This is a genomic window from Halomonas sp. A29 (genome assembly GCF_046723295.1).
In the GTDB taxonomy this organism is placed as follows: domain Bacteria; phylum Pseudomonadota; class Gammaproteobacteria; order Pseudomonadales; family Halomonadaceae; genus Halomonas.
In genome coordinates this window covers 262,129-274,145 of the sequence record NZ_JAXQPR010000003.1, presented here as the reverse complement: position 1 = coordinate 274,145, position 12,017 = coordinate 262,129, and the positions used below count along the sequence as shown (strand labels likewise).

The window sequence follows — 12,017 nt, the reverse complement described above, 5'->3', positions numbered from 1 at the left end:
TCATGGAGAAGAGAACATGTGTGGCATCGTAGCTGCCGTGGGTTCGGACAACGTCCTGCCCATCCTGATGGAAGGTCTCAAGCGCCTCGAATATCGAGGCTATGATTCAGCGGGTGTCGCCCTGGTGGAAGCCCCCGGCAAACTGGGCCGTGCCCGTGAGGTGGGCAAGGTAGCGGCACTGGAGCGGTTGTTGACGTCGGCACCGCTGACGGGCATGACCGGTGTGGCCCATACGCGCTGGGCAACCCATGGCGAGCCCAGCCAGGACAATGCTCATCCGCATGTGTCGGGGCGTATCGCCGTGGTGCACAATGGCATCATCGAGAATCACCAGGCGCTGAAGGCCGAGCTGGCCGCCGATGGTTATACCTTCACCTCGCAGACCGACACCGAAGTCGTCGCTCACCTGATCGAGCGTGAGCTGCGCGCCCACGGTGACTTGCTGGCGGCGGTCGAGACCACGGTAGCACGCCTCGAGGGTGCCTATGCGCTGGGCGTGATCGATGCCGACAGGCCCGATCGTGTCGTAGGGGCGCGCCACGGCAGCCCGCTCGTGGTGGGAATCGGCGAGCACGGTTGCTACCTGGGTTCCGACCCGCTGGCGCTGCTGACGGTAACCGATCGCTTCGTCTACCTCGAGGACGGCGATCTGGTGGAAGCCACGCGCGCAGGCTGCGTCGTACATGGGCTCGACCCTGCGGGTCATCGTGCTCCCGTGGTGCGGGAGGCGCTGCGCTACGAGCACGACGACCAGGCGGTCGGCAAAGGCGAATTCGAACATTACATGCTCAAGGAGATCCATGAGCAGCCGGTGGCCGTGGCCAACGCTCTGGAAGGGCGACTGGGTAGCGACCAGGTGCTGATCGAGGCCTTCGGGCCCCAGGCGCGCCAGTTGCTCGGCAAGACCCGCCAGATCCACCTCGTCGCCTGCGGCACCAGTTACCACGCCGGGATGGTGGCACGCTACTGGATCGAAGCGCTGGCCGGTGTACCATGCCAGGTGGAGATCGCCTCGGAGTACCGCTATCGCGATGTTGTTGCTCCCCCGGGCACGCTGCTGCTGACCCTGTCGCAGTCGGGTGAGACGGCGGACACCTTGGCTGCCTTGCGCCATGCGCGCAAACGCCAGGGAGATAACTATGCCGGGGCACTGTCGATCTGCAACGTGCCGGGCAGTTCTCTGGTGCGCGAATCCGATCTCAGCCTGATGACCCATGCCGGTCCCGAGATAGGTGTGGCCTCGACCAAGGCCTTTACCACGCAGCTGACCTCATTGATGCTGGTAGCCTTGGCGCTGCGTCAGCTACGCGGTGGCGATCAGGACCTGACGGCCAAGCTGGTACACCGTCTGCGCTACCTGCCGACCCTGCTGGGCGACACGCTGCAACTCGACGCCGAAATTGCTGCTCTGGCCCAGCGCTTCGTCGACTACCGCCATACTCTGTTCCTGGGCCGCGGTGCGCAGATGCCGATCGCCCTGGAGGGGGCGCTCAAGCTCAAGGAGATCTCCTACATCCATGCCGAAGCGTATCCTGCCGGGGAACTGAAGCATGGTCCCTTGGCGCTGATCGATGCCAACATGCCGGTGGTGGCATTGGCGCCCAAGGACGACTTGATCGACAAGCTCAAGTCCAATCTGCAGGAGGTTCGGGCGCGTGGCGGTCAACTGCTGGTATTCGCCGATCCCGAAAGCGGTCTGGAACAGGAGGAGGGTATGACGGTGGTCAAGGTGCCCGGTTGCTGCCGCTTCCTTGCACCGATCGTCTATACCTTGCCGTTGCAACTGTTGGCTTACCACGTGGCGGTAGCGCGCAATACAGACGTCGACCAGCCGCGCAATCTGGCCAAGTCCGTCACCGTGGAGTGACGAAGCGAGCCGGGTGGGCATCGATTCCACTATCATGAGAGGTAATGTTCCAGCACGGCGCCAGGAGAGCGAGGAGGGATAGCCCTTCCTGGCGCCACTGACGGCAGCGTATCAACGGATGAGCCATTGCCATGATCGAAGACAATTCCTACCGTCCGCTACCCAGTGCCATGCCCCGTAACCTGAAAGGGCAACTGCAGGCAGGGTTGGCGGCCATGGCCATGCTCACGCTGGGAGCGGCAATGCTGGTGTTGCCGTGGGGGGCACTGGTTCTGGTGCCGGTGCTGTTGCTGGCGGCGGCCTGGCTGGGTGAAGAGGGACAGGTCGATGCCTTTCCACGGCGTGAGGATCTCTTTCTCGCGCTTGCACTGGGGCTCCAGGGTTGTGTCTGGATTGGTATGCTGCTGGTCCACGGTGAAGGAGCCGATGGCTTGGTCGATGCCTGGCCCTTTGCGCTCGCCGTGGCGGCACTGCTTGCTTTCGCCAGGGTCAGGGTGCAAGCCACCTGGCTATGGGCCAGTCTGGCGCTGGGCAGCCTGGCGGCGGGCGGATGGGCCATTTGGCAGCGCATGGTCGAAGGCACGGCGCGAGCCAGTGGGCACGAGCCGCTGCATGCCATCCTGTTCGGCAACCTGGGGTTGCTGATGGGGCTGCTGTGTTTCGCAGGCTTGAGCTGGTCATTTGCCCGTCGCGAGCGATGGCCCTGGTCGCTGCTGTTGATCGCCGGTGGCCTGGCTGGTCTGCTTACCTCCGCGTTCTCCGGCTCACGCGGGGGTTGGATCGGCCTTCCCTTGGCGATCTGGGTGCTCTATCGAGGGCATGGGCGGCGCCTGTCTCTGGGCTGGCGGGTAACTCTGGTGGCGGCATTGATGGCGCTACTGGGTAGCCTTTACGCGATGCCTCAGACCGGCGTGGCCGCTCGGGTCGATCATGCCGTCGACAGCATGCGCCAGTACGTGGCGGGTGACGATGAGATGACCTCGGTCAGCGCTCGGCTGGAAATGTGGCGGAGCTCTTCGCAGCTGATCCTCGAGCGTCCATTGCTCGGTTGGGGTGGCAGCGGCTACCAGGACACCATGCGCGAGCGCGGTGCGGAAGGCGTGCAGGATCCTGCGCTCGGGCGTTACTGGCATGCCCATAACGACATACTCGATGCCTGGGTCAAGCGAGGGTTCCCAGGTCTACTGGCGTTGCTGGCGCTTTATTTCACGCCCCTTTGGCTGTTCGCTCGCGGGGTCGGCGCCGGCTCGGGCGAACAGAGAGCGCTGGCCGTGGCAGGCACCCTGGTGCCGGTCGCCTTCATCGACTTCGGGTTGACCTACAGTTTCCTGGCGTACCCGGTCGGGGGACTGGTCTATGCGCTATTGATCATAGTGCTGTGGGGACTCTATCGGCAGGCTCGCTGACCCGCAGTTTCAACGATGATCGCCGCACGGCAGGACATGGCGAAACGTGAGACTGATGCGCAGCCCGGGGATGCGCCTGGGTAGCAGGGCGTGCTGCAGGCTCGACTGACAGCCGGACCCCATCAACAGCAGGCTGTCGTGCGCCAGCCAGACATTGAACGGTTCACCGCCGCCGTGCTTCCAGCGAAACCGCAGCGGCCGCTCGCTACCCAGCGTGACGGCAGCGATGATGGGGGCCTGGCCGAGTTCGGGTTCGTCGTCGCTGTGCCAACCCATGCGCTCCTCGCCGTCGGCATAGCGGTTGAGCAGGACACTGTTGAAAACGGTCTCGACGCCCTGTGCCGCCAGCAGGGCGTCCAGCCGCTGGCGAATCGCGACGACATCCGGGTGCCAGGGCCGTGGCAGGAAGTCACGTCCCGAATAGCGATAACGCGCCTCGGGCTCACCCATCCATACCTGCCGTCGGGGGATCGGATGTTCTCGCCCATACAGGCGCAGGCTGGGGCGTTGCCAATCCAGTTCGGCATCCAGTCTGACCAGGACCTCACGGGCCCTGGGTTCGCCGAGTACGCCCTGGTAGCGATGCAGTGGAGGCGTCGTCAGCAGCGTTTCCCAAGCCATTCTCCCCTATCACCTCCTTAATTCTCTCTCCAATCCTTTCTCCAATTCTCTCCTGATCCTGCATGACTGCTATGGCGTGCCTCTAGCGTAGAACGCGTCGCGGGTCGATCGGCTTGCCGCCGAGGCGAATGTCGAACAACAGGTCGAAACGCTCCGTGGCGTTGCTGAAGCCGACTTCACAGACTGGGGTGCCACGGGTGACTCGCGCGCCGTCGGCTACCAGCAGCGTATCGCACAGGGCATAGACGCTCTGCAGGTTGTCGGCATGGTGCACGATGATCACGCGGCCGAGCTGGCGCATGCTACCGGCGAAACGCACGTCGCCGTCGGCGACCGCCTTGGCCCGGGCGCCACGGCTGGTGGCCAGCAACATCGGCTGCAAAGTGCCGTTACTGTCGGTGCCATAGGAGCGCACGATGCGGTAATCGTCCAGTGGCCAGGGCCAGTTGCGTGCCGAGCTTGGCACCGCACTGGGCGAGGGAGGCGGCGTAGCGGTGCGCGCCGGGGCGCTGGCCGCGCGACTGGCCGAGGATCCCGATGACGTTGCCGCCACCGCCGAGGTCGAACCGCGCAGGGGCACCTGGATGACCTGGCCCACGCGTAGCCGCGTCGGTTCGACACCGGGGTTGGCCGACTGGATTCGTGCCGGGGTGGTGCCGAAGCGTCGGGCCACGGCCGAGTACGTATCCCCGGGGCGAATCTGGTAGCGGTAGGGACCACCTGAGGGCGCGCGCTCCTGCTGGGTCGGTATCAGCAAGCGTTGGCCGACCGCCAATCGGCTGGGATTGACGTCGGGGTTGAAGCGCTGCAGCCGGGCGAGCGGTACGTCGGCCCGGGCCGCAATGCTGCCGAGGGTGTCACCGCGCTGTACCACGACCCAACTGCCGCCAAGGCTGGGGTCGCCACTGCGCGGGGTTTCCCCCGCACGCTGAATACCACCGCCGCCGGGTGAGGCGCACCCGGCGAGCGATAGTAGCGACAGTAAGCAAAGCAGTGTCAGCGCGATTCGAGCGACTGGTCTTTTTCCTGCCACAGGGCGTTGAGCCATGAATGGAAGCGTTCCTTGTAGTGCGGATCGTCATGATAGCGACTGTCGAGCATCCAGCCCGGTACCTCGAGGCGGCGAGCCTCGAGCGTTATTGCTCCCTCGCGTCCACACAGGAAGCCCCAGAAGGTCGGATCCGGGTTCGTATAGTGCAGCGTGACGTCGAGGATACCGTCGAGCTGGTCGCCCAGGTGGCTCAACACTTGGGCGACACCTCCAGCCTTGGGTCGCAGGAGGTGGCGGAAGGGGCTATTTTGCGCGTCGCGCTTGGCCGGGGTAAAACGCGTGCCTTCAACGAAGTTGAAGATGGCAAGCGGCATCTCTCGTGCTCGCTCGCACATGCGCTCGGTGGCCTTGCGGTCGATGTGCGCCAGCTGTGGATTGCGCTCGATCTGCTCGCGGCTGTAGCGGCGCATGAAGGGGTATTCGAGCGCCCACCAGGCCAGCCCGACGATCGGGATCCAGATGAGCTGCTGCTTGAGGAAGAAGCGCGGCATCGGTATGCGCCGATGCAACACCATGAGCAGCATGAAGATGTCGGTCCAACTGCGGTGGTTGGAAATCACCAGCCAGCGCTGTTCGGGCGACAGCCCTTCTGGCAGGGTTACGTTGAGCTCTGGTTTCAGCCAGCGACGCATCCACCACAGGTTGCAGCCGATCCAGTTCAGGGCCACGCCATTCAGTCCACGCAGTACGATCAGGCGCAGGGTACGTGTCGGCGTGATCAGCTTGAGCAGGGTCAACAGGATCAGGGGAACCGACCAGAACAGGGTATTGACCACCAGTAGCAGTACGCTGACGATCCCTCTCAGGGTCGACATGCCTGACTCCTTGCCGTTGTGTCTTGTCGTTTCGGGACGATTGGCGCACATGCTAATGGATTGGGTGCGTACTGCCCAGCGCTTCCACTCACGCTGGCGGCTCGCAAAGCGTCGTCTGCAGCACTTCGTACAGCGCACGCGCCGCAATCGAGAGTTCCTGGCCGGCTCCCAGCACGACGCCAACGGTGCGGCGAATCTGGGGGTCGAAGAGTGGCACGCAGCGAGCCCCGAGCTCATGCATCTGCTCCCGGCACAAGGCGGGTACAGCACTGACCCCGAGACCACTGGCCACCATGCGCCCGACGGTAGCCAACTGGTGGCTTTCGAACGCCACCGGCAGCTCCGTTTGTTGGCGCGCCAGGGCCTGCTCCAGCAGGATGCGTACCATGGAGGGGCGCTGCAGGGTGATGAAGTCGTATGCCAGCAGGGCTTTCCAGTCGATCGACTCGACTTCAACGAGTGGCGAATCGGGAGGGAGCACGGCAACGAAGGTATCGTCGAACAGGGGCAGGAAGTCGATGCCTTCTCGGGTTTCCGGCTCGAAGGCAATGCCGAGCTCGACTTGCTGGTGGCGTACCATGTCGATCACCTGCTCGTTGATCACGTCGTGCACCGTCACGTTGACCCGGGGAAAACGCACGCGGAAATGCTTCAGCGCGCGGGGCAGACGGTTGCAGGCGATGGAGGGCATGGCGGCCAGTGCCACTCGCCCAAGCTGTAGGGTGAAGCGCTGGCGCAGCAGCTCCTCGGCATTGTCCCAGTCCGCCAGCAAGCGCTTGGCCAGCGGCAGCAGGACTTCGCCTTCCGGGGTCAGCCGCACGCTGCGCGTGCTGCGAATCAGCAGCGGGCCGCCGAGGGCTTCCTCCAGCCCCTTGATGGCAAGGCTGAGTGCCGGCTGCGACAGGTGCAGCCGTTCGCAAGCCTGGGTGAAGCTGAGGGTCTGCGCCACGGCGAGGAAGGCGCGAAGCTGCTTGGCTGTCATGGAGTACGGCCCATTTTATAAATAATTCATATCAATTGATAAAAAAAACAAACTTAACAAATATATTGAGTGGGTCAACACTGATCAGGTAGCTTTTTTCCTGTATTCATTTCACAACAAGACGAGGCTTTGCGATGTCCGGATTCGACAAGCGCGTGTACTCCTACGAAGAGGCGATGGCAGGCATCGAAAGCGGTATGACCCTGGTTGCCGGGGGCTTCGGCCTGTGCGGGATTCCCGAGAACCTGATCGCCGAGGTCAAGCGCCGCGGCGTCAAGGATCTGACCGTCATCTCCAACAACTGTGGTGTCGATGGTTTCGGCTTGGGCGTGCTGCTAGAAGACAAGCAGATCAAGCGCTTCTATGCCTCCTATGTGGGAGAGAATGCCTTGTTCGAGCAACAGATGCTCAACGAGGAGATCGAAGTGATCCTGACGCCGCAGGGAACCCTGGCCGAGAAGATGCGTGCTGGCGGTGCGGGTATTCCCGCTTTCTATACCGCCACCGGCTACGGCACGCCGATCGGCGAGGGCAAGGAGGTGCGCGAGTTCAACGGGCGCCACTATATTCTGGAGGAGGCGTTCCACGCCGATTTTGCCATCATCAAGGGCTGGAAGGCCGATCGCTACGGCAACGTGGTGTACCGCGACACCGCCCAGAATTTCAACCCGATGGCCGCCACCTGCGGCAAGGTCACCGTGGTGGAGGTCGAGGAGATCGTCGAGCCGGGCGAGTTGCGCCCCGATCAGATCCACACCCCGGGCATCTACGTCGACCGCATCATCCAGGGCACCTTCGAGAAGCGCATCGAGAAGCGCACCGTGCGCGAGGGCTGAGCCCGACGCTGCTTCCGATCCGGTAACGACCGGCATCGCTTCTCTATCGAACACAAGAGGCAAACAAGATGGCACTGACTCGCGAACAGATGGCACAGCGCGTGGCGCAAGAACTGCAGGACGGCTTCTACGTCAACCTTGGGATCGGCATTCCCACACTGGTGGCCAACTATGTCCCGGAAGGCATCGACGTGATGCTGCAATCGGAAAACGGCCTGCTCGGCATGGGGCGCTTCCCCACCGAGGACGAGGTCGACCCCGACATGATCAATGCCGGCAAGCAGACCGTGACGGCGCGGCCGGGTGCGGCCATCTTCAATTCGGCCGAATCCTTCGCCATGATCCGCGGTGGTCACGTCGACCTGACCGTGCTGGGCGCCTTCGAGGTCGACCAGGAAGGCAACATCGCTTCATGGATGGTGCCCGGCAAGCTGATCAAGGGCATGGGCGGCGCCATGGACCTGGTGGCGGGTGCCGAGAACATCATCTGCACTATGACTCATGCCTCCAAGCATGGTGAATCCAAGCTGCTCGAGAAGTGCACGCTGCCACTGACCGGGGCTGGCTGCATCAACCGCGTGCTCACCGATCTCGCTTACCTGGAGATCGAGAATGGCGCCTTCATCCTCAAGGAACGCGCCCCCGGCGTCAGCGTCGAGGAGATCGTCGAGAAGACCGCCGGCAAGCTGATCGTGCCCGATCACGTGCCGGAAATGACCTTCGATTGAGCATTCCGTGGTAGCGCAAAGGCCCGGGCATTGCCCGGGCCTTTGCGTTTCAATATGTGATGATTTTATGATCAACGTGATCGGAGCGCGTCGTTCTTGCACCCAAGGCGCTTGTCACAGCGTCTTGCACAACGTTATCCACAGTTTCTGTGGATAACGCTCTGGCCCCGGTTCAGGTGATCTCGCAGCGGGTATGGTGGGGCAGCAGCAGCTCCACGGCACGTTCATGGTCACTGCTCAGGCGTTTCTGCATCAGAGCCAGGCCGCCGAGGCCAATGCGATGTTCGTCCCCATCGGCAAAGGCCAGGCGCTGCGAGCAGGTGGGGTAGAAGCGATACTTGAGGAGCGGCGATACGGGGAAGACGCCATGGTGACGATCTTCGCTGCCTTCGAGACCGGCAGCGGCCAGGGCGGCATCGAGCGCTTCGAAATTGCTGCCGAGGCGCTCGCAATCGAAGCCGGCGTGATGCACGCTCGGCCCCATGGCGGCGATCCAGGCGGCCAGCGGATGTGCGGCATAAAGCGAGCGATAGACATCCCAACTGGGCATGGCCCAGGGGCGTCCTCGGCTCAGCAGGTTCTTGCCGCGGGTATCCTGGCGATGGGTGTGGCTTACCAGTTCTGCCAGCCGGTCACGCGGCTCGCGCGTCAGGCTGCTGAGCTGCAGCTCTGCCAGCACCAGCCAGGCGCCGCTGTCGGGCGGTGCCAGCAGGGACACCAGCAGGCCACGATCGGCCATGGCATAGCGATGCACGGGGCGATAGCCGAGGTGGCCAAGCGTTGGTAGCAGGTCACCGGCAGCGAAGGGGGGCTGATTGAGGGTGAGAAGCGTCAGATACTCTACCGGCGCATCCGTCGGCCACAGGCGCAGCATGCCCACATCCGGGTGGTGATGAATGTAGTCGAGCCAGAGTTGCTGAAGGAATTCTTCCCTTTGCATCGTGCCGTTCCTTTTGTCCAGATGCGCTTGCGCATTAGACCTCAGTATAGGGGCTGGCCGGGAACGGCTTTCAACGCGTCGGGAACGTTAAACGGGAAATGAACGCTTGGCACGAGCCGGGACGATGCCCGGCCTCGTCGGGAGCAATCTTCACGCCATGAGTGCGTTCTCACGGACGTACTGGTCGAATTCGGTAAACCCGCCGACATGGGTCTGGTCAATGAAGATCTGCGGTACGGTCGAGACCGGCTTGCCGATGGTCTTCTCCAGGTCGGCCTTGCTGATGCCTTCGGCCCAGATGTCCACGTAGCGGTGCCCTTCGATCACGTTGGCACTTTCCAGTCTCTCGGCGAGTTGCTGGGCACGAACGCAGAAGGGGCAACCGGGACGACCGAAGATGACCACGAACATAGAAATCTCTCCTGAAGATGTTTTCCTGGCGCCATTGTGACGGATGGGAAGGCCGGGGGCCAATAGCAGGCTGCTAGCGATCCGATTGCAGGTCGCTATTGCCTTGCTGGCCAGCCCAGGCCTTCAGTAAGTCCTCAGTTCGTTGGCGTCGGCGGCACGCAGCAGGTCGCCGAGTTCGGCATGAATCTCGGGGGCGCTGACCAGCAGATTCTCGCCGTAGAGGTCTTCCGGAATCCCTTCAGGGCAAGGGTACAGGTGACCGGTGCTGGCGCCCGCCTCCCGGGCGATCAATACGCCGGCGGCAAAGTCCCAGGGCGACACGCTCTCGTAGTAGGCATCCAGGCGTCCACGGGCCACGTCGCACAGGTCGAGTGCGGCTGAGCCATTGCGCCGCACATCCTGGCAGTGCTCGAGAATGGCCACCAGGCGGCGCATCAGTGGCGGGCGGCTGTCACGCCGATAGGGAAAGCCGGTGCCGACCAGACACCGCTCGAGGTTGGTGGTGCGACTGGCGTGGATCGGCTTGCCGTTGCACCAGGCCCCTTGTCCGCACAGGGCGGTGTAGGTCTCGCCAAGGAAAGGTGCGTGCACCACGCCCAGGCATGTCTTGCCCTCGCTGACCCAGGCGATGGACACGGCCACATGGTGCAGGCCATGGGCGAAATTGACGGTGCCGTCGATCGGGTCGATGACCCACAGCGCCTCAGCCGTACGCATTACCTCGCGGTCCGGTGAGAGTTCTTCGCTGAGCCGTTGCTCACCGGGCAGTTTGCCTTCCAGGCGCTCACTGATCAGGGTGTCGACAGCCACATCTACATCGGTGACCAGTTCCTGGCCGCTCTTGAACTGCTGATTGAAGGCCTGGCTCTGCCTGGCCTCCACGATTCGCTCGCCGGCCTCCCGGGCAATGGAGACGGCCAGCTCTAGGCGTTGCTGAGGGAGCATGGGCATTCCTCGTCGCACTTGGACCTGCCAGAATAGCAGCCGTGAGGCTTCCTGCCGAACAGGGACCCTTCCCATCAGCGTAGAAGGAGAGTGTCATGCTGGCCCCGACACCCGATCAATACCAGCGCCTGAACGAGATGGCTCAGGCCTGGAGTCGCTGCCAGGCCGTCATGCTCGAAGCGTCGCCGGGACGTAACCCGCATCTCGAGGTCGACGCCCTGTGCTTTCAGGCCTGCTCCGAGGGTGGCGTGGAGTCGGCGGGCCGCGACTACCTGATCGGTGCCCTGATCAGCCCCGTCTCTCTTTCGCTAGTGCTGTTCCCTGTCTTCGGCAGTGCCGCAGCACCTGTCGAGGGTGAGCGTCGCGCCTTCGAGCTACCCTCTGGGCGCTATCCTTTCGTTGCCGAGGTGTTGGAGGAGGGGCTATGGCTATGGCGCTGCGAGCTGCTCGGCGACCTCTCCGACCTGGAGTCGCGCGAGGAGGGGAGCCGTCTGGCTCAGCGTCTGATGGACAAGGTGATGTCGCCGGAACAGGCCGGGTGATACCACGGCCTGGCTGGCTCCGGTCGTGGCTCCGGGCTTATGCTGGAAGCATCTTTCAACCCAACACGTGTAGAAGGATTTACTCATGCCCAATGCAACGTCCGGCGTACCCCGTGTTGCCCTGGTGACTGGTACCGGCAGCGGTATCGGGGAGGCCGTGGTGCGCCAGTTTCGCGAACTCGGCCACCAGGTGCTGGCCGTCGACTTCAACGACCAGGCCAAGGAGAAGGCCGATGCCGTCGGTGCGGCATTCTTCAAGGCCGATCTCGCCGACGGCGAGGCGTGCAAGGCCGCCGTGGCGGAGGCCATGAGGCGCTTTGGGCGGGTCGACATCCTGGTCAATAACGCCGGCATCCAGCACGTGTCGCCGATCGAGGACTTTCCCGAGGCCAAGTGGCGCCAGATCATCGACCTGATGCTGACGGCGCCTTTCCTGCTGACCCAGGCGGCGTGGCCCTCGATGCGCCAGAATGGCTGGGGGCGTATCGTCAATATCGCTTCGGTACATGCTCAGGTCGCCTCGCCGGGCAAGGCGGCCTATATCAGTGCCAAGCACGGCATGATCGGGCTGACCAAGACGGCCGCGCTGGAGGGCGGTCCCCAGGGGATCACCGCCAATGCCATCTGCCCGGCCTATGTCAAGACGCCGCTGGTGGAGAACCAGATCGCCGACCAGGCCCGGCTGCACAACATGGACGAACAGGACGTGGTGGAGCAGATCATGCTCAAGAACGCCGCCGTCAAGCGCTTGATCGAACCCGAGGAGGTGTCGGGGCTGGTAGCCTACCTGGCCTCGGATGCGGCGGGGGCGGTGACCGGCTCGAGCTGGAATATAGACTTGGGCTGGACAGCCCAATAAGACGCGGCTGCGCC

Annotated in this window: 13 protein-coding genes; 6 read left to right on the top strand and 7 right to left on the bottom strand. The window is 63.5% G+C overall.

Features of this window, described 5'->3' with window-relative positions; translation table 11 throughout:
- Positions 1-16 precede the first annotated feature (16 nt).
- Both glmS and SPH52_RS07345 read left to right on the top strand, forming a co-directional pair.
- A complete protein-coding gene (gene glmS, locus SPH52_RS07350) occupies positions 17-1,867 on the top strand; it encodes a glutamine--fructose-6-phosphate transaminase (isomerizing) (protein WP_411794353.1) in 1,851 nt (616 codons plus the stop codon).
- A 131-nt stretch (positions 1,868-1,998) separates the two neighbouring features.
- Positions 1,999-3,273, top strand: a complete 1,275-nt coding sequence (locus SPH52_RS07345; protein ID WP_411794352.1) for an O-antigen ligase family protein — start codon at positions 1,999-2,001, stop codon at positions 3,271-3,273.
- 9 nt (positions 3,274-3,282) lie between these two features.
- On the opposite strand, the gene SPH52_RS07340 is transcribed toward SPH52_RS07345, so the two are convergent.
- The 4 genes from SPH52_RS07340 to SPH52_RS07325 form a co-directional block, all read right to left on the bottom strand.
- The gene (locus SPH52_RS07340; protein ID WP_411794351.1) at positions 3,283-3,894 is read right to left on the bottom strand and encodes an alpha-ketoglutarate-dependent dioxygenase AlkB family protein; all 612 of its coding nucleotides are present in this window, start codon (positions 3,892-3,894) and stop codon (positions 3,283-3,285) included.
- An 82-nt stretch (positions 3,895-3,976) separates the two neighbouring features.
- Positions 3,977-4,942: a LysM peptidoglycan-binding domain-containing protein gene (locus SPH52_RS07335; RefSeq protein ID WP_411794350.1), complete on the bottom strand. Its 966-nt coding sequence runs from the start codon at positions 4,940-4,942 to the stop codon at positions 3,977-3,979.
- The gene (locus tag SPH52_RS07330) at positions 4,891-5,760 is read right to left on the bottom strand and encodes an acyltransferase (protein WP_411794349.1); all 870 of its coding nucleotides are present in this window, start codon (positions 5,758-5,760) and stop codon (positions 4,891-4,893) included. Before SPH52_RS07330 ends, SPH52_RS07335 begins: the two co-directional genes overlap by 52 nt.
- Positions 5,761-5,848: 88 nt before the next feature.
- Complete coding sequence (locus tag SPH52_RS07325; RefSeq protein WP_411794348.1) at positions 5,849-6,742, bottom strand: LysR family transcriptional regulator; 894 nt, start codon at positions 6,740-6,742, stop codon at positions 5,849-5,851.
- 134 nt (positions 6,743-6,876) lie between these two features.
- On the opposite strand from SPH52_RS07325, the gene SPH52_RS07320 reads away from it, so the two are divergent.
- Both SPH52_RS07320 and SPH52_RS07315 read left to right on the top strand, forming a co-directional pair.
- The gene (locus SPH52_RS07320) at positions 6,877-7,578 is read left to right on the top strand and encodes a CoA transferase subunit A (protein WP_411794347.1); all 702 of its coding nucleotides are present in this window, start codon (positions 6,877-6,879) and stop codon (positions 7,576-7,578) included.
- Between the two features lie 68 nt (positions 7,579-7,646).
- On the top strand, positions 7,647-8,306 hold the full coding sequence (locus SPH52_RS07315; RefSeq protein WP_411794346.1) for a CoA transferase subunit B: 660 nt from the start codon (positions 7,647-7,649) through the stop codon (positions 8,304-8,306).
- Between the two features lie 172 nt (positions 8,307-8,478).
- On the opposite strand, the gene SPH52_RS07310 is transcribed toward SPH52_RS07315, so the two are convergent.
- The 3 genes from SPH52_RS07310 to SPH52_RS07300 form a co-directional block, all read right to left on the bottom strand.
- Positions 8,479-9,246: a DUF1338 domain-containing protein gene (locus tag SPH52_RS07310; RefSeq protein ID WP_411794345.1), complete on the bottom strand. Its 768-nt coding sequence runs from the start codon at positions 9,244-9,246 to the stop codon at positions 8,479-8,481.
- Between the two features lie 150 nt (positions 9,247-9,396).
- Complete coding sequence (locus tag SPH52_RS07305) at positions 9,397-9,657, bottom strand: GrxA family glutaredoxin (protein ID WP_411794344.1); 261 nt, start codon at positions 9,655-9,657, stop codon at positions 9,397-9,399.
- 123 nt (positions 9,658-9,780) lie between these two features.
- A complete protein-coding gene (locus SPH52_RS07300) occupies positions 9,781-10,602 on the bottom strand; it encodes an inositol monophosphatase family protein (protein ID WP_411794343.1) in 822 nt (273 codons plus the stop codon).
- A gap of 95 nt (positions 10,603-10,697) precedes the next feature.
- On the opposite strand from SPH52_RS07300, the gene hybE reads away from it, so the two are divergent.
- Both hybE and SPH52_RS07290 read left to right on the top strand, forming a co-directional pair.
- The gene (gene hybE / locus SPH52_RS07295) at positions 10,698-11,144 is read left to right on the top strand and encodes a [NiFe]-hydrogenase assembly chaperone HybE (RefSeq protein ID WP_411794342.1); all 447 of its coding nucleotides are present in this window, start codon (positions 10,698-10,700) and stop codon (positions 11,142-11,144) included.
- 85 nt (positions 11,145-11,229) lie between these two features.
- Positions 11,230-12,003: a 3-hydroxybutyrate dehydrogenase gene (locus SPH52_RS07290; protein ID WP_411794341.1), complete on the top strand. Its 774-nt coding sequence runs from the start codon at positions 11,230-11,232 to the stop codon at positions 12,001-12,003.
- Positions 12,004-12,017: the final 14 nt, after the last annotated feature.